The sequence below is a fragment of the Rhodoferax ferrireducens genome, assembly GCF_031458075.1.
Lineage (GTDB): Bacteria > Pseudomonadota > Gammaproteobacteria > Burkholderiales > Burkholderiaceae_C > Rhodoferax_B > Rhodoferax_B ferrireducens_A.
This window is the reverse complement of record NZ_JAVDXT010000004.1, coordinates 339973-364540: the sequence shown is the minus strand read 5'-3', so window position 1 is coordinate 364540 and position 24568 is coordinate 339973. Positions and strand designations below refer to the sequence as shown.

Genomic DNA, 24568 nt, shown 5'->3' with positions numbered 1-24568 from the left:
CCTCTAACGCACAGGAGTCTTCCCATGAGCAACGCATCCAGCACCCCACCCGCAGAAGTCAAGTTCGCCTACTGGGTACCCAATGTCAGTGGCGGCCTGGTGGTCAGCACCATCGCGCAGCGCACCGACTGGAGCCTGGAATACAACCAGAAGCTGGCGCAGACGGCCGAGAAAGCCGGCTTCGACTACGCGCTGAGCCAGATCCGCTTCACCGCCGGCTACGGCGCCGAGTACCAGCACGAATCCGTGTCCTTCAGCCAGGCGCTACTGCATGCAACCACCAAGCTGAAAGTGATAGCCGCCATCCTGCCCGGCCCCTGGAACCCGGCCGTAGTGGCCAAGCAGATCGCCACCATCGACCACATCTCCAGCGGGCGCATTGCCGTCAACATGGTGAGCGGTTGGTTCAAGGGCGAGTTCCAGGCGATTGGCGAACCCTGGCTGGAGCACGACGAGCGCTATCGCCGCACCAACGAATTCATCCGCGCGCTCAAGGGCATCTGGACGCAGGACAACTTCAGCTTCAAGGGCGACTTCTACCGTTTCACCGACTACACGTTGAGCCCCAAGCCCATCCAAAAGCCGCACCCCGAGATATTCCAGGGCGGTAGCTCGCGCGCGGCACGCGACAACGCGGCCAGCGTGTCCGACTGGTACTTCACCAACGGCAACACGCCCGACAAGCTGAAGGAGCAGATCGACGACATCCAGACCAAGGCCGCCAAAAACGGCCACAAGGTGCGCATCGGCGTGAATGCCTTCGTCATCGCCCGCGACACCGAGGAAGAAGCCAAGGCCGTGCTGGCCGACATCATCAAACATGCCCACGTGGAAGCCGTGCACGCCTTTGGCGACGCGGTGAAGCAGGCCGGCAAGGCGTCGCCCGAAGGCGAAGGCAACTGGGCCAAGTCCACGTTTGAAGACCTGGTGCAGTACAACGACGGCTTCCGCACCAACCTGATAGGCACGCCGCAGCAGATCGCCGAGCGCATCGTGGCGCTGAAGGCGATTGGCGTGGACCTGGTGCTGACCGGCTTTTTGCACTTCATCGAAGAGGTGGAGTACTTCGGCCAGAAGGTGCTGCCCCTGGTGCGCGCCCTTGAAGCAGCCCAGGCAGAAAAGCAGGCCGAGCCTGCGCTGGAAGCCGTGGCCTAAGGACTGCACAACATGCCCAGCGCCAGCCTAGGCCTGGACCGGCTCGCACCGGTCTCGCCGCCACCCACCACCACGCTCAGGCAAAGCACCGAGCGGCCCCGCCCGGCACGGCCCGCCCACACAGCGCCCGCCGCTGCCACGGCAGCGACGCCCGTGTTGCGGCTGAAAGACATCCATCTGTCTTTCGGCGGCGTGACCGCGTTGGCCGGCGTGGACCTGTCGATTGCGGCCGGAGAAATCCGCGCCGTGATCGGGCCGAATGGTGCGGGTAAAAGCTCGCTGGTGAATGTGGTCAGCGGACTGTACCGGCCCGACCAGGGACGCATATGGATAGGCGGCAAAGACTTCGCCCAGGTACCCACTCCACAGCTGGCGCGGCTGGGCGTGGCGCGTACCTTCCAGAACCTGGCGCTGTTCAAGGGCTTGACGGTGCGCGACAACATCGTGATGGGCCGGATCGCCACGGTGCGCTCCACGTTCATCGAGCAATGGATAGGCCTGGGCCGCGCACGGCGCGAGCGTGACGACGCGCGGGCCCGCAGCGACGAGATCATGGGCTTCTTGGGCCTGCACAGCGTGCGCGAGCGCCTGGCCGGCACCCTGCCCTATGGTCTGCAAAAACGGGTGGAGCTGGCACGCGCTCTGGTGGCCCACCCGCAACTGCTGTTGCTGGACGAACCCATGGCCGGTATGACCGTGACCGAGAAGAGCGAGATGGCGCATTTCGTGCGCGCCGCCCGCGACCAGTTTGGCACCACCGTCCTGTTGATCGAGCACGACATTGGTGTGGTGCTGGCCCTGTCGGACCGCGTGGCGGTGCTGGACTATGGCCGCAAGATCGCCGACGGCACACCCGCCCAGGTGCGCGACGACCCGGCTGTCATTGACGCCTATCTGGGCGTAGCCCATGCAGAAGAAAGCCTGTGATGGACGGATTTGATTTCGCCTTTTTTGCCGAAGTGCTGGTCGGCGGCCTGCTCTCCGGTGTGATGTATTCCCTCGTGGCGATCGGCTTTGTGCTGATCTACAAGACCTCGGGTGCGCTGAATTTTGCGCAGGGTGCGCAGCTGCTGTTTGCGGCACTGACCTTTGTGAGCCTGGTGGAGCGCGGCATCAGCTTTCCGCTGGCGCTGCTGGCCACTTTTGCACTGATGGTGCTGCTGGGCCTGGCGGTGGAGCGCGTGGTGCTGCGCCCGCTGGTGAACCAGCCGCCCATCACCCTGTTCATGGCCACGTTAGGCCTGTCGTACGTGATCGAGGGCGCGGCCCAAATGCTGTGGGGCACCCAGGTCCATGCGCTGGACCTGGGCATTGCCGACGAACCGCTGGAAGTGTGGGGTATCTTGATCTCCACCTTCGACCTGTTTGCGGCCGCCATTGCCGGCACCATGGTGGCGCTGCTGTCGGCCTTCTTCCGCTACACCCATGTGGGCCTGGCCTTCCGCGCCGTGGCCGACGACACCTATGCGGCCATCGCTGTAGGTCTGCGCCTGCCGCGCATCTGGGCCACGGTGTGGGCCACCGCCGGCACCATCGCGCTGGTGGCGGGCCTGCTGTGGGGTGCCCGGCTGGGCGTGCAGTTTTCGCTGTCGCTGGTGGTGCTGAAGGCCCTGCCGGTGCTGATGCTGGGCGGCTTTGATTCCATCCTGGGCGCCATCGTCGGCGGCCTGCTGATCGGCGCGCTGGAGAAGCTGGCCGAGGTGTATCTAGGCCCCTTCGTCGGCGGCGGCATTGAAAGCTGGTTTGCCTATGTCGCAGCGCTGGCCTTTTTGCTGGTGCGCCCGTCCGGCCTGTTTGGCCAGAAGCTGGTGGAGCGCGCATGAGCAAGGCTGCATTCCCCGCCAAGGCTTGGGGCGCACCATTGGCCTTGCTGTTGGTCGCCTATGGCGTGGTGCCCGCGCTGGGCAGCGCCTATGTGTTCGACGCGATCCTGATCCCGTTCCTGGCGCTATCGCTGGCGGCCGTGGGGCTGAATCTGCTGACCGGCTACGCAGGTCAACTGTCGCTGGGCTCGGCCGCCTTCATGGCCGTAGGTGCGTTCGCGGCATACAACTTCAACCTGCGCCTGCCCGGCCTGCCGTTGTTGGCCAGCATCGCACTGGCGGGTCTGTCGGCTACCGCCATTGGACTGGTGTTCGGCCTGCCCAGCCTGCGTTTGCGCGGCTTCTACCTGGCCGTGTCCACACTGGCAGCGCAGTTTTTTGTGCAATGGGCTTTGACCAAGTTCAGCTGGTTCACCAATGACAACGCATCCGGTGTGATCGACGCACCTCCGCTGCAGGTGCTTGGCTTCAGCTTTGACACGCCCGTGGGCCGCTACCTGTTTGCGCTGACCCTGGTGGCGGTGTTGACGGCCCTGGTCTGGCGTCTGGTGGGTACGCAGACCGGGCATAACTTCATCGCCATCCGCGACAACGAGCTGGCCGCCCGCGTGATCGGTGTGCCGGTGCTGCGTACCAAGCTGCTGGCGTTTGCGATTTCGTCCTTCATCGTTGGCGTGGCGGGTGTGCTGTGGGCCTTTGTGTACCTGCGCACGGTGGAGCCCGCGGGCTTCAACCTGGACCGCTCGTTCCAGATTCTGTTCATCGTCATCATCGGTGGCCTGGCCACCATACGCGGGGCTTTTCTGGGTGCCGCGCTGATCGTGGTGTTCCCGCTGCTGCTGTCGCGCGTAGGCGCCCTGCTATTTGGCGGCTGGTTCGATTCCGGCGTACTCGACATGACCCAGCGCATCGTGCTGGGCGCACTGATCATCTTTTTCCTCATCGTGGAACCACAAGGCCTGGCCGCCCTCGGGAGTCGCCTGCGGAAGAAGTTGTCTCCGGCTGTCTGAAAACAGCATTTCAATTCAAAAATACACGGGAGTTTTCATCCATGTCCTTCATCAAAAACCTGCGTACCGCGGCCATCGCCGCTACGCTGGCCATCAGCGGCCTGCAAGCGGCCCAGGCCGACGAACAATTCTTTCCGCTGCAAAGCTACCGCGTCGGGCCCTATGCGGCCGGCGGCACCGGATTCTTTGGCGGCTTCATTGACTATCTGAACCTGGTCAACACCCGCGACGGCGGCGTGGGTGGTGTCAAGCTCACCTGGGAAGAAGGCGAAACCCAGTACGAAGTCGAACGCGGTGTGGAGGTGTACGAGCGCCTGAAAACCAAACCCGGCATCGCCGCCTGGAACCCGCTGTCGGTCGGCATTGCCTACGCGCTGATCGACCGCGTGACGGCCGACAAGGTGCCCCTGCTGACCATCAACCACGGCCGCACCGACACCACCGACGGCCGCGTCTTCAAATACATCTTCCCGCTGCTGCTCAACCCCTACAGCGAAACCTCAGGGATAGTGAACTACATCGCCGGCAAGGTGGGTGGTGAAGACAAGCTCAAGGGCAAGAAGATCGTGGTGCTGTACCACGGCTCGCCCTACGGCAAAGAGACCATCCCAATTTATGAGCTGCTGGCCAAGAAATACGGCTTCACCGTGCAGCAAATCGAAGTGCCACACCCTGGCAATGAACAGCAGTCACAGTGGCTGACCATCCGCCGCGCCAAGCCCGATTACGTGGTGCTGCGTGGCTGGGGCGTGATGAACCCGGTGGCGTTGAAGACCGCGCAGAAGACTGGATTCCCAGCCGACCACATCATCGGCAATGTGTGGTCGAATTCGGAAGAAGACGTGATCCCCGCTGGCGACGCCGCCAAGGGCTATGTGGCCATCACCAGCGTGGCTGCGGGCACGCAGTTTCCCGTGGTGCAGGACATCGTGAAGACGGTGTACGACGCCGGCAAGGGCAATCTGGAAGACAAGAAGCGCATCGGTACGCGCTACCACAATCTGGGCATTTTGAACGGCATCCTGAACGTGGAAGCCATCCGCATCGCGCAGGCCAAGTTCGGCAAACGCACGCTGACCGGTGACGAAATCCGCTGGGGCCTGGAAAACCTGAAGATCGACGAAGCCCGCGCCGCCGCACTGGGTGCCAAGGGCTTGTTTCATTCGATCAACGTGACCTGGGACAACCACGAAGGCGATGGCCGCGTGGCCTTCCAGCAGTGGGATGGCAGCAAATGGAATGTGGTGTCCGACTGGATCGCCCCCGACTGGAAACTGCTGCGCCCCATCATTGAAAAGTCGTCCCTGGCCTACGCCAAGGAAAAGAACATCAAAGTGCGCACCAGCATCAACGATTGAAACCCACACCATGCTGCAGATTGATGCTGTCGAAGCGGTTTACCAAAATGCCATCGCGGCCTTGCATGGCGTAAGTCTGAACGTACGGGCAGGCGAATTCCACGCCTTGCTCGGGGCCAATGGCGCAGGCAAATCGACCACGCTGAAAGCCGTATCCAACCTGCTGCCAGCACAGCGCGGCAAGGTGACTGCGGGCAGCATCGTGTTTGACGGACATAACGTGGGTCGTACCAGCCCGGCTGCGCTGGTGCGGCTAGGGCTGGTGACGGTACTCGAAGGACGGCACTGCTTTCGCAGCCTGACGGTGGAGGAAAACCTGCTGACCGGCGGTCTGGGCCGCAGTTCCAGCCGGACCGAACTGGCAAAGGATCTGGAGAGGGTGTACGCCATCTTTCCGCACCTACGGGACAAGCGCCGTGCACTGGCAGGGCTGACCTCCGGCGGAGAGCAGCAGATGACGGCAATAGGCCGGGCGCTGATGTCGCGGCCGCGTTTGCTGGTGTTGGACGAGCCCTCCATGGGACTGGCGCCGTTGATCGTGCAAGACATCTTTCGACAGCTCAAACGACTGAACCGGGAAGAAGGTCTGTCGATCTTGGTGGCCGAGCAGAACTCGACGGTGGCGCTGCAATATGCCGATCGCGCGACCGTGCTGGATACGGGGGTAGCGGTATTGGCCGGCACCACCGCAGAACTGCGGCAGCGCTCCGATATCCAGTCGTTCTACTTTGGTGAGAGTGTGGCGACCCTGCAGGCCGCGGCCTAAGTCTCAAACGGATACCCGCGCGATGCGGCTGGCCGCACCCGCTGCTTATGCGGGGCTCCCATCAAGCCAATGCTGCATCGCTTGGCACACGGCGTCGGGTTGCTCCATGGGGCTCATATGACCCGCGTGTTCAATCACCACGAGTTCAACGGGTGCAGCCCCCAGCAGGCTGCGCATTTGCGCATGCCGCGCCAAGGGACTCCAGGCATCCTCACGACCACACAGCAGCAGCGTGGGACAACGTATCTGGCCCAAGAGCGCGGCCGCATCTGGGCGGTGCAACAGAGCATGGATCTGCGCTTCGAATATCTCGGGCGTGGAGCGCTCAATCATGTCCAGAATCCGGTCAAACAGCGGGCTGTCCAAGCGGGACGGATGCACCATGCCGCGCGCCCAATCCCGACCCATGGCACGCATGCCATCCTGGCGCGCTGTCTGCAGCAAAGCCATACGGCCTGCGCGCTCCTTTTCCCCGGCGGCACCCAGAGCCAGGGCTTCAAAGCCGGTATCCATCAAAGCCAGGCGCTGTATGCGCTCGGGCTGTTGGCGCAATATCTCCAAAGCCACGCGCCCGCCCATGGAGTGACCAGCCAGGGCCAGAGGCCCAGGCGGTGCGGTCTGCAGTACATGCTGTGCCATGGCCTCGATGCTGTCCAGCGCGCGGTAGTCCGGTACGACGCAAGGCCAGCGGCGTTGCAGCGCAGGAAGCATGTCTTGCCATACGCTGGCATCGCACAGCAAACCGGGAAGCAGAATGGGTGTCATAGGCGGATAGTAGCGCTCCAGCAAAACCCAGCGCATTGCTTTTCTCAGGCCCATGCAAGCGGTCCGCGGTGTGCAGCCGCCGGCCACATCCGCTATAATCCCGCCTCCAGCAAGCCGTTAGCGCTCTGCTGGGAGCCTGGCCAGGCAAAGCCGAATCTCACGGCGGCACGTCGAGTAGAGCTTTTTGCGACGAGAAAAATAACAAAGAGCTCCTGCACGAGAGTGTCCGTAAACGTGGGTCGCGTAAGAGCCCACGACCACATACAAAAAAGGCCCGCTTCAAGCGGGCTTTTTCACGTATGGGCTGCAGCGAGCAGCCTTGATTGCTAGTGCGACAGGCGTTGCTGCTTCCACATGCTGGCAGCGATCCGCATCAGCAACACCACGCTCTTGTCGTAGTCCTCGTGAGCGGGGTCCAGATGTTCAATGTAGTCCCCAAGCTCAATCAGCGCTTCCTCTGGAGATATCGCGCCGCCATTGACGGCAAGGTCTTCGATGACCGTCATAAATTTCGTAATGTCCATGCACCTAGGGTACTCGCGGGCGAAAACAATGGAATGTCAAAAGACATACACACGTCGAACATGTCATGCGTCGTCGGGGCGCAGTTCCTCTGCTTCATGCGATAGGCCTACCAAACGGCGCGACCCTATATTGCAACGTTGACCGCTGAATCGCTTTTTCCCCAAATCCCCGCCATGAGCGCCCCCAAAGACAACAGATAGCGCTCAAGTGCGAGCGCCCGGCACATCCGGCATCGGCCCCACATAACGTCCACGTGGTCGGATGACTTGCGCCACGCCCAGTTGCTCCAAGCTGTGCGCCAGTAAGCCGATGCTGCGCGCCGTGGCGAACAAGCCGAAGGCCGCATCGGAGGGAAGCTGATGGTGCGCGACCAGGGCGGCCAGAGCCACGTCGATATTGGGCTGCAAGCCGGTCAGCACCGTTACCTTGTGTATGAAGCGCGCAATCACCTCCGGAGGTTCGAACAAGGCCAGCAACGCGGCCGCGCGTGGATCGCCATCGGGATAAAGGTGGTGACCAAATCCAGCCAAGGGCAAACCGGTCGATAGATAGTGGGCGACCACCTTGTCTTCACCCAATCGCTCTACTTCACTGAACAGCGCCTGAACGCGGCCTGAAGCATCGCCATGCAACGGGCCTGAGAGCGTGGTCAATCCGGCCAAGAGGCATGCCGGCAACGAGGCGCCTGTGGAAGCCGCAATGCGTGCGACAAACGCAGAACTGGTCAACTCGTGGTCAACCAGTAGCACCATAGCCGTTCGCAACAGATCTGCCACCTGGGGGGATTGCTTCCAGCCTTGCGCAAAACGCAGATGCAGTGGCCCATGCCCTCCCTGCGCGCCGAAGGCATTGGCCAATGTCCCGACCAGGCTCTGGCACTCGCTATGCAGCACCCGGGTCAGACGTCCGCGGGTGGAATGACCGTCTGCCGCCAGACTGGCCAAGGCGGTGAATGCGGCCACACGCCCGGGCTCCTGCTTGCCCGAGCGCATGGACATTGATGACGAAAAGTCGATGGGCTGCTCAGCGCCCCACAGCAGTTGAGCCACTTCTTCCAAAGAAGCCGCCCCGGCAAGACCCACGGCATCCTGGCCGCGGTAATAAGGGCGCCCCCGAAAAAACGCACACAGGGCGGTTGGAATGCTGGGCTCCGAGCCAAACAACGTATTGGCGGCCAGGGTCTCGTGCTTGCGGCCGGCTTGTTTGCGTTTGGCCAAGCCGGCTACATCCTCGGCACGGTACAGGCTGCGGCGCGAGTCGGACGGATCCGGCGTGACTTCGAGTTTGCCGCGACTCACGTACGCATAAACCGTCTGGGGTTGTACCCCCAGGAGGTTGCAAACCTCGTTCATTGAAATCCAGGAAGCCATTGTTGGGTGCAAAAAGTTTATTTATGTTGATTTTATACATCAATATTGACGAATAAATCAATCATTTACTACTATGCATCCATCTATGAAGCATCTACCTAGACCCCATCGCCTACCCCTGCTGACCGAACCGACATGAAACCCAGAATCCTCCAACTCAATCCGATCCTCATTCCCGCGATCAACGACAAGCTCGCATCGCTCTACAGCGTCGACAAACACTTCGAGACCCCCGACCCGGCGACCTGGCTGCGAGAGCACGGTGCGTCCATCGACGCCGTGATCACCGGTGGGCACACCGGCATTTCGCGTGCAATGCTGGAGCAGCTGCCCAACCTCAAGGTGGTAGCGGTCAATGGCGTCGGCACCGACGCGGTGGATCTGGCGTACTGCCGAGAGCGGCACCTACCCGTCACAGCAACCCTGGGTGCGCTGACCGAAGACGTGGCCGATCTGGCGATAGGCTTGTTGATCGCAGCCTGCCGCAACCTGTGTGCAGGTGACCGCTTTGTGCGCAACGGCCAATGGGAGCTTCACCCGCAGCCGAGCGCTATTCCCCTCGCCCGCCGGTTCAGTGGCATGCATGTGGGCATCGTCGGCATGGGCCGGGTCGGCCGGGCCGTTGCAACCCGGGCGGCGGCTTTTGGCTGCGTTGTCAGCTACACCGACCTGCGGTCCATGGACGATATTGCGCATGCATTCGTGCCCAATCTCATAGACCTGGCACATGGCGCCGACGCATTGGTGCTGTGCGCAGCGGCGGACACGGCCGAAGGCATCGTCAACGCCGCCGTACTGGACGCACTCGGCCCGCGCGGCTTCTTGGTCAATGTGGCCCGTGGCCGACTGGTCAACGAGGCCGACCTGACGGAAGCGCTGGCCGCTGGTCGCATTGCCGGTGCAGGCCTGGACGTGTTCGTCGACGAACCCCACGTTCCGCTGAAGCTGCGCGAATCCGACAACGTAACCCTGCAAGCCCATCGTGCCAGTGCCACCTGGGAGACCCGGACCGCCATGGGTGAAATGGTTCTGGCCGGTATCGCCCAGGCCCTGGCGGGCGAACGCCCAGCGATGAGTTTGACTACCTGAGCCCCGCATGGCGTATTTCGTATTTCCCGCACCCGCGCCAACCACTTTGCCCGTGACCAATAGCACGGCGGTTTTCCCTGTGGGGCGCGTGTACTGCATCGGACGTAACTACCGCTGGAGCCAGGACGAGGCAACACCTCAAGAAATGCCCACCTGGTTCATGAAGCCCGCCAACGCAGTAGTGCAGGCACAGGGTGTACTGCCCTACCCACCAGGCACCGGCGACTTTTGCCATGAAATCGAATTGGTGGTGGCAATTGGTCGTGGCGGTCAAAACATAGCGCCGGCGCAGGTAGAGACGCACCACATCTGGGGCTACGCCGCAGGACTGGATCTCACGCGGCGCGACCTGCAGCTGCAAGCCAAGCGGGCGGGTGGCCCCTGGGAGGCCGCCAAAGCCTTCGACCACTCGGCGCCCTGCACACCCCTGGTCTCGGCAACGGTTTGCGGCCACCCCAAACAGGGCGCTGTCTGGCTCACGGTCAACGGCGTAGAACGACAGCGCGCCGATCTGGCAGACCTCCTGTGGCCGGTACCCGAACTGGTAGCCATGCTGTCGCGCTCGGTCACGCTCGCTCCGGGTGACCTGATTTACACCGGCACCCCCGTAGGCGTGGGCCCGCTGCAAGGCGGTGACGTTGTCCAAGGCGGGGTAGCGGACATCGGCCAGTTTTCCATGACCGTGGGAAACGCCAGCTACGGATCTTCAACACCCTTCACAGGAGATAGCGCTTGAATACCATACCCCCGAAAATCGCGTTGGTTACCGGTGCGGGCAGCGGCATCGGCCGTGCGACGGCCATCGGTTTGCTGAACGACGGCTGGAGCGTCGTCCTGGCGGGTCGGCGTGCCGAACCCTTGCAGGCATTGGCGAATGAGGCCCAGACACGCGGCCAGACCGCCATGGCCGTACCCACCGATGTGACCGACCCGGACAGTGTGCAAGCGCTGTTCGCTGCCATTGAGCACCGCTTTGGCAGGCTGGATTTGCTGTTCAACAACGCCGGCGTGAATGCACCCGCTGTTCCCATGGATGAGTTACCCCTGGACAAATGGTTCAGCGTCGTCAATACCAACGTGACGGGCGTGTTCCTGTGCGCGCGCGCCGCCTTCGGCCTGATGCGCCGCCAATCGCCGCAGGGCGGACGCATCATCAACAATGGCTCGATCTCGGCGCACACGCCGCGCCCGTTCACGGCGCCCTACACCATCAGCAAACACGCGGTGAGCGGCCTGACCAAGGCTTTGGCACTGGATGGCCGAACCTTCAACATCGTTGCCAGCCAGATCGACATTGGCAACGCACTGACCGAGCTGTCCGAACGCATGACACGCGGCGTGCTGCAGGCCAACGGCACGACAGCACCCGAACCCATGATGGACGCAACGCATGTGGCCGATGCGGTGCGCCACATCGCCGCAATGCCACTCAGTGCCAACGTGTTGAACATGACGGTCATGGCCAGCGCAATGCCCTTCGTCGGACGCGGCTAGCAGGCAGAGCACCACAGTCATTGAGTCCATCGGCACTTGATCACGATTGAAGACACCACAAAAGGAGACAACCATGCAAACCACATCCCTGTTCAAAATTCTTGCCGTCTCGGCATCTCTGGCCATGATTCCGCTCGTGGCATCGGCCCAGGCTTACCCGACCCGCGCCATCAAGATCATCGTGCCTGCGCCGCCGGGCGGTGCTATCGACATCATTGCCCGCGTGGTTGGCGACAAGATAGGAGCTTCAATGGGCCAGGCGGTGATCGTCGAGAACAAGCCCGGTGCATCCAATAATCTGGGCACAGACGTTCTCGCCAAATCAGCACCCGATGGCTACACGATCGGCATCGTGGGTGGCAGCCACAACATCAACAAGTTCCTCTTCAAGAACCTGGGCTGGGACCCCGAAAAAAGCTTCGAACCCATCGTCTACACCCATGAGGTTCCGCTGGTCTTCGCCATATCCCCACAGATTCCCGCCAAGACACTGCCCGAATTCGTGGCCTGGATGAAGGCCAATCCGAACGAAGCCAAGGTAGCAACCTCGGGCCGCGGCAGTGCCCAGGAAATGGCAGCGGAGATGTTCCGCATGGCAAGCGGAGTACAGATGTTGCTGGTGCCTTACAAAGGATCTTCGGCCGCCCATCCGGATCTGCTGGCCGGGCGCACCGCGCTCTACATCGACACCATCAGCGCCATCCAGTCACAGGTGAAGGCCGGCAACGTCCGGGCCGTCGCGGTGTCGACCAAAAAGCGCACAACATCACTGCCTGACGTGCCGACCGCCGACGAACAAGGACTCAAGGGTTTTGATGCCAATACGAATGGCGGATTCCTGGCGCCGGCCGGCACGCCCAAGGCCATCACCAACAAACTGAACGCCGAGATCAATGCGGCGTTGAAACTGCCGGATGTGCGAGCCAAGCTGGAGGCTGCCGGCATTGAAATCCAGGGTGGAACCCCACAGGAGTACGCGGCACTGATCAAGTCCGACCTCGTCAAATGGGGCAAGGTCGTCAAAGAGGCTGGCATTCAGCCGGAGTGAGTCTCCAGGCGGCGGGCGGATAAGCCTAGCGCCTCCACCAGCTTTCTCCCTCCCCACATGCGCCTTGGTCCTACAACGGTTCCAGAGCAATGCGGCCATGATTCTATGGGTTAACACTACGGAAAAAACACATGGCCTCCAACCATTTACGACGCATCGCCGTTAGCGTAGATGAACCCAAGCGGGGTGAGTTCTACTGGACGCTAATGGAATCAACCGGTGACATCACCGTCTGGAATGAACTGTACGCAGCGAGAGAGAGCGTACCGACCTATGGGGAAGCTCTGCGCACCGGCGTGGCCATTCTGGTGTCGATGGGCAGCGATGCAGATGGCCCCCGCCTGGTGGGGGAAGACGAAAACATGGCTCCCGTGGGCTAGTCGAACCATCCGTTGATCTTTGAGATGGGGTGGTCGCCAGAGTGACCAAGATGATTGGCCAAATACGTTGACATGCACACACCCAGACAACGGCTCACTCTTGCTCGCACTCTATTTTGCGACTCCAATTATTCTAGGTAATTAAAGTCGTAAACAGCTTTTCACACGCACAGCCTTGTGCCCACTACCCCTCGCTTTCAATCGTTCGGGTGTTACCTCTGACTTTGAATTGACCAGTTCAGCGCGCTTGTGCCAATACCGAACTGATAGGTCGCATATATCAGGAAAGGCGCATCCAGCTTTGTTCTGCAAGGACTCGGGGTGGTCATGAAATTACTGGTGGTGTTGGTCATTCTGCAGTTGGCGTCAACAGTCAAAGACCTGATCACTGGTCCTTGACAAGATAGGTCAAATCAGTACCGGCAACCACACCACCATTCTGAAATATTCCTGTCAATGCACTGCGCAGCTCCTTGCGCCTGGGGGGTTTGCTTAACACGCAATCCACATGGGCGGGGCCGACGCCGTCCGAGACCAGTCGTTGTCCCCAGCCCGTCAGCAGAACCACAGGTGTTGCCGGCGATAAATATTTGATGGCCGTTGCAACCTTATTCCCATCTACATACGGCATTCCCAGGTCGGTAAAGACAATATCAAACGGTTTGCCTTGCTCTTGCGCGCTGTGGAATATGTTGAGACCGGCTTGGCCGCCATCGGCCTCGACGACCGAATGGCCATCGAATGCCAAGATATCGCGCAGCGATCTCAGTACCAGGGGGTCGTCATCGACAACCAGAATGTGCAAATGCAACGGTGCAGTATCCGCTTCAACAAGTGGCGCGACTTCCGCAACATCGGGAGGAATCAGAAAATCCATGCGCACCGTGGTTCCAACGTCCGGCTGGGATTCCAATTCGATATTTGCACTGTGACGCTCTATCATCCCGTACACCATAGCCAACCCCAATCCTGTCCCCCGCTCCCCTTTTGTCGTAAAGAACGGCTCCAGGCAGCGTCGACGGGTATCTTCATCCATTCCCACGCCGGAGTCGCTCACTTCAACAAATACATGCCGCGACATGGTCTGCCCATCCCTACTGGGAACCCCGGCCACCCGGGTGCGAAGAGTCAATGTGCCCCCCTCTGGCATAGCATCGACCGCGTTAAAAACCAGGTTGGTCAGAGCCTCTCGGATTTCCCCCTCGACCCCCATGAAGAACGGCAGATCAGGGTCCAATTCGGTACATAGTTCAATCACAAGACCACGCTGTTGCGGCATATCGCTCCAGCGCGCGCGGGTCAGGTCCACAACCTGCTGTATCAGGAGATTGGCGTTCACCGGACTCAAGGTGAGTTGCGTTTCACGTTGTCGGTAAAACTCTCTCATGCGAGCGACCGTCGCTGCGACATCGTCAATGGCGCGCTGGATTATTTCCAGATAGTTACGACCACCGGTACTAAGATGGGGCTCTGTCTCCAGCAGTAGTTCCGTATAGAGGGCGATAGGAGAAATGGCGTTATTGATGTCGTGAGCGATTCCGCTGGCCATCTGACCGAGCGACCGTAAGCGCTCCTGCTGCATCACCGATTGCTGGGTCTGACGCATATCGTCATAGGCCTGCTGCAAGGCAGCGTACAGTTGTGCCTGGTTCGCCGAAAGAGCAACATGTTCGCACAATTGTTGGAGGAACTCGCACTCGCCGCTGCTAAAGCTATGGGCCTGCTGCCGGGCAACCACCAATACACCAAACACGGTACTTTCAACCAGCAATGGCGCCATCACCAAAGCGCGCAGTCCACTTCGCGACAGGCGTTGCGGGAAAGGAAAATCCACTTTCGTGATATCCGCCTCATAGACCAGTTGTCCGCGTACGCATCGGGAAAGGCCATTCTCATCTATCGAAATGCGGCTGTTCTCGGTCATCGAAAGCTCGTGCACCAACGCCTCATTGCGAAGGCCCACACATGTCACCACCAGCGCGTTCTGTGGCTGGTCGTATAAATAAAGACACACAAAATCCATCGGCAACTGGTCTTCCAGGCTGCGGATGACGACCTGAAAGATGCTCCGCAAATCCTGGCGTGCCCCTGTGGAGCGCGTAATCTGGTGCAGCAAATTCAGACGCTCGAGCTGCGCGCGCGCTTTCTGCTCTGCCTGCTGACGCACCAAAATTTCTGCCGCAAGCGCCTCGTTTGTCTTGAAAAGCTCATCCCGGGAAACCGTTGTCAGCTTTAATTTTTCCGTCATACCGTCGAAGGCGCGCGCAAGCTCTCCGATTTCGTCTTGCGAGTGGACACCCAGAACGAAATCAAGGTTGCCGGCCCCGACCACCGTTGTGCCTTCACGTAATTTCTCCAGTGGCTGCGTGACGCTTTTCAGCGTAATAAATATGGTGGCAGCGACAGCCAACATGACCAGCAGACCAAAGGCTATCACTGCCACATTCGCCCTCTGCTGCGCATCGAGCACGGCCTTGCGACTGAGTTCTGATAGAAGCAAGGCGTCAGAAATCATGGCCTGCGTCTTATTCGAGATCTGCCCAGACAGTCTCGACTCCAACTCCTTGAGTACCTCGGCTCGCCCCTGCTCATTTTCAAGCGCATGGCGATTTGCCACCAACAAACCGAATAGTTTCTGAAGATCTTCTTGGTTACGACGGAGGCCGGCAATGGTCTCGGTGTCACCCGAATCGATGAGCCCCATTTTTCCCATGAGAAGTGCTGAGAAAGAGGTAGACCGCAGTTGCCACTGCTCGCGCGAACGGTCCTCGTGGCGGAGTTCATATTCCATCGAGAGATACCTGAGAGCCGTCACCGCGCGTAGCACTTCACCCGCTTGCTCGTTCTTCAACAGCTCACGCTTCATCTGTGAGGTTGTGAACAATAAAACGCCCACAATAATGGCGACCACTACTCCACAAAATAGTTCGGCCAGTTTGAGTCTAGTTGAGATTTTCATACTGAAATTCTCAGTGTATTATTGTTACAACCGATGGACTCAAGGACTCTAGCCCATGCATATAAATATTGTTAAGGTAATTTGGCACCTTTTCTTTACTGGTCAACTTGTTCTTAATGGCCCACCGTGCCTCATCTTCTAGGGCCAGTATCAAACCTTGATCCAAAACAATATCAAATCGGTATGAAGGCCAGGATGCCTTCAGTGCTCCGATATCTATCTTCGTAGTTTGAGATACTATTTCTTGAGCTAACTGCGGGTTATTTCTGCATACACTTGCGCCACCAATCAAGCCCCGCAAAATCTTCTTTATGGTCTCAGGATGCTCGGAAATATAGCTTTGCATTCCTACAATGTTGTAGATACTTTCATAAACATCTTGGCCATAAAAAATCACGCCATTGGTGCCCAATTTCTCCATTGCCGTACTTAAAAATGGTTCCCATATAGCGACAGCATCCACATCGCCTTGTGCAAGCGCGCCAGGAAGTTCTTCGGGCTTATAGCTGCGCGTTGTAACTTCATTGGGCAGCAGCTTTTGCCTATTCAAAAAAGCGTCTAGCGTGAAATGTGCCGACGTACTTAGTGGAACACCTATCCGTTTGCCCTTAAGACTTGCAGCAATGCCAACCCCTTTGTCTTTTCGCCCAACCACCCCATGGTCCTTCTTTGCCGCAAAGATGGTTGCAATCACCGACACGGGGATATTGTCCAATCCAGCGAACATGACAGGAATATCTGCCACAGTGCCAATATCAGCTTTTTTATCCACTATGGCCGCCATCGCGGCTTTGCCACTGGTGTAAGGTTTTATGGTGACACTGAGCCCTTCGTTGGTAAAAAATCCCTTCTCTTGCGCTACCAAAACAGCACAACTCCCAACATACTCACTATTCGCCGCGACAATAACTTTCTCTAGGGGCATGTTTGTATAATCAATCGACCTGTAGTTAATCCATATATAGACACCAAGAGAGGAAATGACTAGCAAACCTATTAAGCCTGCAAGCATGAAATGCAATACCTTACCTGCACCCAACCTCCAAATATTTATTAGCATAGTGCATCCTGCAAGTTTTTAATGACTCCCAGACATGCCGTTACCGCCTTATTTTCCAAATCCTTCTCTTCGTGCCAAGCAGAAATTGAAACAGCCACTATATCTTTGTGTGCAATACATTTAAAAATATTTTCAATTTCCGAATAATTTGGACCATTCTTTACATGATATTTAAGGGCGGGAGTTTCTACTTCCGCATCGACCACATCCGTATCCCAGTGAATATACAAACTCTCATTCTTGGTCAATTGCGCAAGAATTTCCGATATTTCACACACAACGATTTTTGATTTCTGCAATGCTTCTTTTTCGCCAATATCCAAATCACGTGCATCGGACAGTATGATTTGTTTTTCTGGATATGGATTCACCTCAATCTCCCTCAGCATAGAGTTGATATGGTAAAAATGCTCTTCACTCTCATCAATCAGACCAACCAACATCGCCAGTGGCATTCCTCCTAAATATTTGGTTGAGGACGTTCTCCAAGTATGGAAATCGCCGTGCGCGTCCAGCCAAAGAATACGATCTGGTTGTTTTCCGGATTTTTGCAATCCCGCTAAAACACCTAATGTAGAAATGCAGTCTCCAGCAAGAACGATGGGCACCAATCCCATGCCGCTCAACGTTTTTACTTTTTCCGACAGAATACGGTAAACCTTACCCATCCTTCTTAATTTCTCATTGGAATCTTCAATTTTCGTTGCTTGGAATTCGGAAAGCATGAGGGTGTCCCAAGCATGGTCATCCACATCCCGAATGCGGCAAAGGCCATCACGGCGTTGCCCTATTAAGAAAGGAACAATAAGGTGGTTGTTCATAACCAGGTCTCCGTGTTCATCTCATAGCCCAGCGACTCCATCATCACTCCGACCTGCTGCTGTTCTCCCAATGAAAGCATCAAATCGTTTCTCTTTTTCCATCGTTGCAATTTGGGAACGTCCGTTGCCATCACGTGCGGAAGTGGTTTGAGCACCTTCCTCGGGGATAATCCTAAATATTTCTCAATTTTCCCTAATACGGAGTTTGGTGAAACCAAAAAATCCTCAAAAGAAATTCGAAGGCAAGCCACTCTGCTTTCTAATATAGACCGATGCGCCGAAATCCATTGATTGAGACAAACATCTTCCAATCTTCTTTCCAGGAACTCTCGCCAATTGGGTGGCAAATCGAATTTCCACCACCACCTTCCAAATGGAACCCGATCTGAATAGCCTTTAATATTCAAGTCCAGGCCAGCGCGTCGCAAATCGTGAGAGAAGAATCCAATTGGTGATAGCCATCCATCCATTAATCCATTAACCGACTGCGCGTACCCTCGCGTCAAATGAATATATTTTATATTTGCATTCGGAAACAGTGCCTCATACATTCCAATCCGGTAGACATCCGGCGGTGTTTTAAAAAGCAATATCTTATTTTCAGCATCGCTTTCTCGAAATGGTCGCCTTCCGTTATGAGGCAAAACAAAAGGTGGCTCCTCGAGCTTAAATGGCTCATTAAACCACCTAACAGTCCCTGAATTCAAAAAACCATCGTAGTAATTTATTCTCCATTGCTCGTGTTCAAAAATATTGGTAATAACAAATTTTTCAAATACACCGCTCTCTTGTACATCGGAATATTTACCATCCGCTAAGGCAGCATGCAAAACACGAATTAAATTTTCATGCATGATGTCAGTAGAAAAAATTTCAGGAAACTGCAACAAAAACCTGTTTCTGTATTTTCTGAAAATAGTATCCACACCCAACAACGCGTCGGAGGCCACGCTCAAATCGTCAAATATATTATTTACCAAACTTTCCTTATTCTCTATCTTGTCAATGGCATCGCAGTCTGAGTTAAATCCAAAACCGTTACCCGTCAATACAAGAAACGGTTCAATTTCACCGCCAAGTGTTGCAACATCCGGATGTGACTCCAAGGACTTCTTCAGTAGACTTGATCCAGATCGAGGACTACACAAAATCACCGCCACCGTCTTAACCAAGTAATTCAAATCAGAATGTGGCACATTCCGATTTGAATTAACGGACTCGATAATATTACTCATCGTCAGTGATTTTCTACAATTATTTTCATTAGAAAAGCGTGAAACACCTTCGTTTCAGATTTATCCGCAACCTCACGCCCAATTGCTTTAACGGAGAACCCTGCTGCTTTAGCCAGTTTTTTTACTCTATCAGTCTCTCCAAAATTGGAGTGTATAAAGTAAATTCGCCCACCTGGATTCAAATGATTTCCCACCTCAGCAAAAAAACGAGTGTTCGTTTGAAAATCGGTATCCCACTGAGCCCTGGCAACGATGTCATGTGCGAATTTATCTCTAAATGGAATATTTGCCGTAATAACATCAAACTTCTGACCGGCAATATTATCAAATAAATTAGATTTAACGACTTTCATTACTTTTTCAAAGCCATGCATTTTTACGTTATGCTTTGCGCTTTTTATTGCTGCGGGGTTGATATCAATCCCAACCACTTTTCCAGCACCTTGGTAACAGGAAAATATGGCAATAACGCCCGACCCTGTTCCAACATCAAGCACACTTTCGCCATGTTGTATATGAAAATTCTTGACAAGCGGTTTGCTGTCCGTAAACGGCCAGAAAGTATTTGGATATACCTTAAATTCCTTACCAAGATATTTAATCATTTTTCCATCAACAGGAACTGATTTGAACAATTTTTGCCGGCCTTTTTGCCACCGATCTATGCGTAAAACATCCGGCATCGATGCATTTTCCATATTATTCACCTATTGAAAAATCAATGAACACTTTCAGTAAATAATTAATTACAATAATTTCATTAAACACCTCCAGTCCGCAAATACACCATTCCTCAATCGCCAGAAAAAATATTAATCCCAATATACGGAAAAGGACTATTCATGCCGCCATATAGAGTCAAATCTCCACTTAACATCATTCGTTACTGAAAAACAACTGGATGGACTGGAAGTTCAATCCAAAATGTGCTCCCAATATTCAACCTACTTACAACGCCAATTTCCGCCCGAATAGTCTCTACGATCTTTTTTGTTAGCGCGAGGCCAATTCCGGTACCTTCTTCTTTGGATTTTTCTCTGCCAAGTCGGTTAAATGGTTGAAATATTAATTTCAACTGTTCAGAGCTAAGGCCAATACCAGTATCAATAACAAACACTCGAATGCGTCCGACGTCTGTGAGCTGGCAATCTAGCGTAACTGTTCCATTCTTATGGTTGTACTTGATTGCGTTAGATAGCAAATTTATCAAAACCTGCTTCAGTCTAGTTTCATCTGAAAATACGCATACATCCATATATTCAGGATAAAACATACTAATTCCGTATTTTTGCGCAATGGGCGCAATCATCGTCCGACATTCCTCCAAAACAGCGGCCAGCGAAACTGGTTCAAGTGAAACCGAGATGGTCCCAGACTCAATTTGAGCAAGATCAAGGACCTCATTAATCAAGGTGAGCAAATGCTTGCCCGCATCTTCAATATTTTTTGCGAATTTCTTCTTTTCTTCGGACGTGGTTGGAGCCGACCCTGATTGCAAAATTTGTGCAAATCCAAGAATCGCATTCAGCGGTGTGCGTAGCTCATGGCTCATATGCGATAAGAAATTTGATTTCTCGTGATTGGCTCGCTCCGCTTCTTTTTTCGCCAACTCAAGCTCGCCGTTCAGTTGCTTGAGTTCGGCGGCATGCGCAAGCTGGCGTTGCTCCAGGACGATGTTCTCCATCCTCAGCCGTCGCGTCTCCAGAGCGCGCGCAAGCACGGGAAGGATGACGGAAACCTTGAACGGCTTGACGATGTAGTCGTGCGCCCCGACTTTCATAGCCTGCACCGCCGAGGTGATGGAGCCTTCGCCGGTCATGATGATGCAGGCTAAGTTGGAGTCGATCTTGCTGGCGGCCTGCACCAAGGCGATGCCATCGATACCAGGCATCATCAGGTCGGACAACAAAAGATCAAATTGTTCCGCCTGCAGCAGTTTCAGTGCAGCCTCACCAGAGACAAGGCCGGTTGTCGTGTATTCGTGGTGGCGCAAGATATCGCACAACGCGCGCATATGTACAGCTTCGTCATCAACGATCAGGATATTGGGAGCCTTTCCCGTTCTGGTCATGTGACCTCCTGGCTGCTATTGAAATTTGATGCTCATCCACAGGACATTTCCTTGGCCATGGCGTAGAAAATCATGTGCCGCGTGCTGCCCAATAAGCACAAATCACAACTTGTTTCCTGTTGATTACAGCATGTCGCACATGCACCGTCAGCGCAATGGGGGCTCTGCCCCGTCGGTCGCGGCCAACAGCGATTTGGGGCATCCGTTTCCTCAATATGGGGGACAAAAGCGAGCAGAAGTCGGTTGTTACAGGATCGTCCATACCTAAGATGGAGTAACTCCAGCATCACGCTGCGTTCATTGAGGGGCCATCCGTGCTTTTGTGGATATGCGTGCAAGCCAACTCAATGCCTGAATCAGCACCGAGCAAGCGAGTTGGTGTGCCAGGTTGTTCCAGTCAATGAGGAACTGAATGCCGAAACTAGCGTGTACCCTTTGGCTAACTGGGCTCAGTGCGTCGGGTAAATCGAGCTTAGCCGAGGCGCTGGCTGAATCCCTCGAGGCCGATGACGTGTTATGTCGAGTTCTAGACGGTGACGCGGTACGCCAGCAGCTGAGTCGGGATCTGGGGTTTTCACGGAAAGATCGCCGCGAGAATATCCGCCGGGTAGCCAACCTATGCCAGCAATTGAATGATGCGGGAACTCTGGCTATTGCTGCTCTGATATCTCCCTACCGGGATGACCGGAACTTGGCCCGGGAAACGGTGGGCGCAGCACGCTTTGTCGAGGTGTACTTGGCAACACCATTGAACGTCTGCGAGGCCCGCGATCCCAAAGGACTTTACCGCCGCGCAAGAAGCGGGGGCATTGCCAGCTTTACCGGGATCAGTGATCCATACGAAGCGCCACTGTCGCCCGACCTATCCTTCAATACAGCTGTTCAGCCACTGACAGAGTGCGTTGGCCTGACCATGGATTTACTTGCAGCACGCCTACTTAGCTGAATGGAATCCAACTACGTGTCTTGACGGGATGGTTGTCAGAGCCGATCCAATCCTGCCCCCCTAGTCGTGTTGCATCGATAGGTTAAATTCGCCGTCGATAGCAGCCAGCCGACATGCTCACAGCGAAGGGCTGCAACCAGCGGCAGTCACTCCAGCAAACACTACACAGGCGATACCTGGCGTCGCAAATGACGATCGAATAGTCCCCTTTAGCCGCGTAGAGCATTCAAGTTAAGACCACCTATCAGGTCCGACGAACTTTATTGGCTCCAGTCACCAGCCCTGCTCCGCATGATCTGGTGGCGTTGTTTACGACTTTAAATTCGACCGTTGCTAAATCGTAGTTGAAGTCGTAAGCAGGTTTTTTTGACCTCAACCCGCCACTTTCTGAACTGCCAAATCCTCGGATAAATAGCTCCGCGTCCATAGGTAGCGCTCGTCATATGCCTCGTGTTGTAGCCTCAAAAGTCGTGGCGAATACCTACCTCGAAAGCGTTCGACTTCTGGCCTCCAAAGTAGTTCGCTGCCACCGCATTGGCACTTACCGCAATTCCACCAGGAACCACGAACACCGCGGAACCCTTATTTGTCACGCGAGCCATATGGCCATACACAGCCGTGCGCTTGGAAAGGCTGTAAACGTAGCCCACGCCTATGAGATGGGCATCGTTCGCGCTCTGCGCGACAGTAGCACCCGTCTGGTCCGCGCGAACGTAGCTGAGCTTGATGGCACCCGGGCCCGCGGGAATCGATGCGCCCAGCTGGGTGTTGACCGTGCGATCCGCACCGTAGATCCAGCGTCTCTGGGCGACGCCGAGCTTCGCGGCCCCAAAGTCATAGGATGCGCCGTACACCTGGTCCTTGAATGTCTGATCCGCGGCGGCATTGCGGGTGCGGAATTGCGCAGCCGCGATATTGAAGCCACTGCCAGACCAGCCGAGCCGGAAGCCGTCACCCCGCGTGAAGCCAGCTGCCGTGGTGCCACCTTCTTTCGCTGTGGCTATGAGGCTGCCATACACTCCACCGAGACCGGCAGGCAGGAAATACTCTGCTGCGTTGCTGACCCGCAGGGTTGGGTTGGCCGCCTGACTTTCAGGCGCGGTGCCAAATGCCTGGCCTAGCGCACGTGACGCGGAAAACGATCGAAAGGTGTTGGCGCTGGCGATGCCGAGGGTGGCGAATGGATCGAAACTACTCCACACCAGGTGCGTCGGTACCCAGTCGCGGCCCAAACGGATCTCGCCGAGCCGCGCATCGATCAGGCCCACCGTGGAGCGCCGGTCCCAGAGCTGGCCGGCCGGCACATTCGCCCCACCGACGCCGGTGTCAGCGAGGATAGTCCCGTCTAGGTAAAAAGCTGCACTCAAGCCAGCACCCAAATCCTCCGTCCCGCGAAGGATCAACTTGCTCGTTGAATTGGCGCCGCTGACTTCAGAATTGACCGCTCCCAGTGATCCGTTGCGTACCTGCCGAATGGCGACGTCCACCGTACCTGAAATGGTGACCGACGATTGCGCCATCACTGAAACACAGGCCATGCCGAGGCCAACCATACCCATAGCTCGGGACATACTTCTTCTCCTTTAAGTTGTGTGTGCTGCAACCTTGCTATCGCAAACGCGCAGAAGTGATCCCCGATGGCACTCTCAGGCGCCACCGGCAAGGCGCCGGAAACCGCTGATTGGCGGCGCCGAGCGTCAGAGTCTTTAGTCGCTACTCGGGCTTGAACCCAGCGCTCTTCAGAAGCTCGGTGCCTTGCGCCACATCGGTGGCGATGTACTGCCGGAATTGCTCGGCAGTCTCGGTGACGGGCTCGATCCCTAAATTGGCAAACACGCCCGTCTTCGCGAGTTCCGTAGTCGCAGCATTGATCGCGGCATTCAGGATCGCCACCCGGTCGGCGGGCATGCCCTTGGGAGCCCACACGCCATACCAGGACACGTAGGAAAAGTTCGGAATACCGCTCTCTTGCACGGTAGGAACCTCAGGCGCCAGTGCGCTGCGATTCTTCGACGTGATGGCGATGGGTTTGACCCGGCCCGCCTTGGCAAGCGGCATTACCGAAATCATCGAATCCAGCAGCACGTTCACATGGCCGCCGGCGACGTCCACGAGTGCCGGCTGCGTGCCCTTATAGGGAACAAAGGTGAACTTGACGTTGCCTTGCTTGGCCAGCAGCAGCGTGGCCAGATGACTGGGTGCGCCCGCTGCGGGGATGCCAGCCGTCCACTTCTCTGGTTGCTGCCTTGCTGCACTGAGCACCTCGGCCACCTTTGTTTGTGGCAGTTGCGGGGCTATGACCAGCATCAGTGGAGCCTCTCCCACCCGTGCAACCGGCGTGAAATCCGTCTGTGGATCGTAAGGGGCATTGGCCAGCACCTGTTTGGCTAGAACATGGGTAGCGGCAGAGAACAGCAAGGTATAGCCATCGGCGGCTGAGGTCTGGACAAACCTGCCACCGAGGGTACCGCTGGCCCCCGTTTTGTTGTCCACGATCACGGTCACACCGAGTAACTTACGCAGCTGGTCGCCCAACAGACGGGCCGCGTTGTCCACCCCGCCGCCGGCAGCAAAGGGCACGATGATCTTGATGGTGCGCTCGTGCTCCGGGAACTTCGCTCCCTGGGACCAGGCCGGCAGCATTGCGAATGCGGCGGTCGCGGCGATTATTTTCAGGAATTTCATCTTGTCTC

The 24568-nt window shown here is 56.6% G+C and carries 23 protein-coding genes; 12 read left to right on the top strand and 11 right to left on the bottom strand.

What is annotated here, in order from left to right:
* The first annotated feature begins 24 nt into the window (after window positions 1-24).
* The 6 genes from sfnG to J2X19_RS20180 are packed head-to-tail and all read left to right on the top strand — an operon-like array spanning window position 25 to window position 6112.
* Entirely contained in the window at window positions 25-1155 is a 1131-nt protein-coding gene (gene sfnG / locus J2X19_RS20205) for a dimethylsulfone monooxygenase SfnG (RefSeq protein ID WP_310375949.1), read from the top strand.
* Window positions 1156-1167: 12 nt separating this feature from the next.
* The gene (locus J2X19_RS20200) at window positions 1168-2082 is read left to right on the top strand and encodes an ABC transporter ATP-binding protein (RefSeq protein ID WP_310375947.1); all 915 of its coding nucleotides are present in this window, start codon (window positions 1168-1170) and stop codon (window positions 2080-2082) included.
* Entirely contained in the window at window positions 2082-2978 is an 897-nt protein-coding gene (locus tag J2X19_RS20195) for a branched-chain amino acid ABC transporter permease (RefSeq protein ID WP_207776344.1), read from the top strand. Before J2X19_RS20200 ends, J2X19_RS20195 begins: the two co-directional genes overlap by 1 nt.
* Complete coding sequence (locus tag J2X19_RS20190; RefSeq protein WP_116607053.1) at window positions 2975-3988, top strand: branched-chain amino acid ABC transporter permease; 1014 nt, start codon at window positions 2975-2977, stop codon at window positions 3986-3988. The genes J2X19_RS20195 and J2X19_RS20190 overlap by 4 nt, the downstream gene beginning before the upstream one ends.
* Before the next feature lie 41 nt (window positions 3989-4029).
* Window positions 4030-5346, top strand: a complete 1317-nt coding sequence (locus J2X19_RS20185) for an ABC transporter substrate-binding protein (RefSeq protein WP_116607054.1) — start codon at window positions 4030-4032, stop codon at window positions 5344-5346.
* Between the two features lie 10 nt (window positions 5347-5356).
* Window positions 5357-6112, top strand: coding sequence for an ABC transporter ATP-binding protein (locus tag J2X19_RS20180; RefSeq protein WP_310375940.1), 756 nt, complete (start codon window positions 5357-5359; stop codon window positions 6110-6112).
* A 45-nt stretch (window positions 6113-6157) separates the two neighbouring features.
* Here J2X19_RS20180 and J2X19_RS20175 read toward each other — a convergent pair whose 3' ends face one another.
* From J2X19_RS20175 to J2X19_RS20165, 3 genes are all read right to left on the bottom strand, one after another.
* Window positions 6158-6877 carry an alpha/beta fold hydrolase gene (locus tag J2X19_RS20175; RefSeq protein ID WP_310375938.1) on the bottom strand — a complete coding sequence of 240 codons (720 nt, stop codon included), beginning with the start codon at window positions 6875-6877 and terminating at the stop codon, window positions 6158-6160.
* 326 nt (window positions 6878-7203) lie between these two features.
* Window positions 7204-7383 carry a hypothetical protein gene (locus tag J2X19_RS20170; RefSeq protein WP_310375936.1) on the bottom strand — a complete coding sequence of 60 codons (180 nt, stop codon included), beginning with the start codon at window positions 7381-7383 and terminating at the stop codon, window positions 7204-7206.
* Between the two features lie 222 nt (window positions 7384-7605).
* Window positions 7606-8772, bottom strand: coding sequence for a citrate synthase family protein (locus tag J2X19_RS20165; protein WP_310375935.1), 1167 nt, complete (start codon window positions 8770-8772; stop codon window positions 7606-7608).
* A 135-nt stretch (window positions 8773-8907) separates the two neighbouring features.
* On the opposite strand from J2X19_RS20165, the gene J2X19_RS20160 reads away from it, so the two are divergent.
* The 5 genes from J2X19_RS20160 to J2X19_RS20140 all read left to right on the top strand — a co-directional run bounded on the left by J2X19_RS20160 (window position 8908) and on the right by J2X19_RS20140 (window position 12783).
* Window positions 8908-9861 carry a 2-hydroxyacid dehydrogenase gene (locus J2X19_RS20160; RefSeq protein WP_310375933.1) on the top strand — a complete coding sequence of 318 codons (954 nt, stop codon included), beginning with the start codon at window positions 8908-8910 and terminating at the stop codon, window positions 9859-9861.
* 7 nt (window positions 9862-9868) lie between these two features.
* Window positions 9869-10597 carry a fumarylacetoacetate hydrolase family protein gene (locus J2X19_RS20155; protein ID WP_310375931.1) on the top strand — a complete coding sequence of 243 codons (729 nt, stop codon included), beginning with the start codon at window positions 9869-9871 and terminating at the stop codon, window positions 10595-10597.
* Window positions 10594-11355, top strand: a complete 762-nt coding sequence (locus tag J2X19_RS20150; RefSeq protein WP_310375929.1) for an SDR family oxidoreductase — start codon at window positions 10594-10596, stop codon at window positions 11353-11355. Before J2X19_RS20155 ends, J2X19_RS20150 begins: the two co-directional genes overlap by 4 nt.
* Before the next feature lie 73 nt (window positions 11356-11428).
* A complete protein-coding gene (locus J2X19_RS20145; protein ID WP_310375926.1) occupies window positions 11429-12403 on the top strand; it encodes a Bug family tripartite tricarboxylate transporter substrate binding protein in 975 nt (324 codons plus the stop codon).
* Window positions 12404-12534: 131 nt separating this feature from the next.
* On the top strand, window positions 12535-12783 hold the full coding sequence (locus tag J2X19_RS20140) for a hypothetical protein (RefSeq protein WP_310375924.1): 249 nt from the start codon (window positions 12535-12537) through the stop codon (window positions 12781-12783).
* A 385-nt stretch (window positions 12784-13168) separates the two neighbouring features.
* On the opposite strand, the gene J2X19_RS20135 is transcribed toward J2X19_RS20140, so the two are convergent.
* The 6 genes from J2X19_RS20135 to J2X19_RS20110 form a co-directional block, all read right to left on the bottom strand.
* Window positions 13169-15742, bottom strand: coding sequence for an ATP-binding protein (locus tag J2X19_RS20135; protein WP_310375922.1), 2574 nt, complete (start codon window positions 15740-15742; stop codon window positions 13169-13171).
* Between the two features lie 10 nt (window positions 15743-15752).
* Window positions 15753-16802, bottom strand: a complete 1050-nt coding sequence (locus tag J2X19_RS20130; RefSeq protein WP_310375921.1) for an ABC transporter substrate-binding protein — start codon at window positions 16800-16802, stop codon at window positions 15753-15755.
* A complete protein-coding gene (locus J2X19_RS20125) occupies window positions 16796-17623 on the bottom strand; it encodes an arginase family protein (protein WP_310375918.1) in 828 nt (275 codons plus the stop codon). The genes J2X19_RS20130 and J2X19_RS20125 overlap by 7 nt, the downstream gene beginning before the upstream one ends.
* On the bottom strand, window positions 17620-18858 hold the full coding sequence (locus J2X19_RS20120) for a hypothetical protein (RefSeq protein WP_310375916.1): 1239 nt from the start codon (window positions 18856-18858) through the stop codon (window positions 17620-17622). The genes J2X19_RS20125 and J2X19_RS20120 overlap by 4 nt, the downstream gene beginning before the upstream one ends.
* Before the next feature lie 2 nt (window positions 18859-18860).
* Window positions 18861-19556, bottom strand: a complete 696-nt coding sequence (locus J2X19_RS20115; protein WP_310375914.1) for a methyltransferase — start codon at window positions 19554-19556, stop codon at window positions 18861-18863.
* A gap of 185 nt (window positions 19557-19741) precedes the next feature.
* Window positions 19742-20929 carry a hybrid sensor histidine kinase/response regulator gene (locus J2X19_RS20110; RefSeq protein WP_310375912.1) on the bottom strand — a complete coding sequence of 396 codons (1188 nt, stop codon included), beginning with the start codon at window positions 20927-20929 and terminating at the stop codon, window positions 19742-19744.
* A 412-nt stretch (window positions 20930-21341) separates the two neighbouring features.
* Between J2X19_RS20110 and cysC the strand changes: the two genes are divergently transcribed.
* Entirely contained in the window at window positions 21342-21875 is a 534-nt protein-coding gene (gene cysC, locus J2X19_RS20105) for an adenylyl-sulfate kinase (RefSeq protein WP_310375911.1), read from the top strand.
* Window positions 21876-22336: 461 nt separating this feature from the next.
* Here the strand turns inward: cysC and J2X19_RS20100 are convergent, their stop codons facing one another.
* Entirely contained in the window at window positions 22337-23446 is a 1110-nt protein-coding gene (locus J2X19_RS20100) for a porin (protein ID WP_310375908.1), read from the bottom strand.
* Between the two features lie 142 nt (window positions 23447-23588).
* Window positions 23589-24560 (bottom strand): Bug family tripartite tricarboxylate transporter substrate binding protein, encoded by a 972-nt coding sequence (locus J2X19_RS20095; RefSeq protein ID WP_405048701.1) that lies wholly within the window; start codon window positions 24558-24560, stop codon window positions 23589-23591.
* Window positions 24561-24568 lie beyond the last annotated feature (8 nt).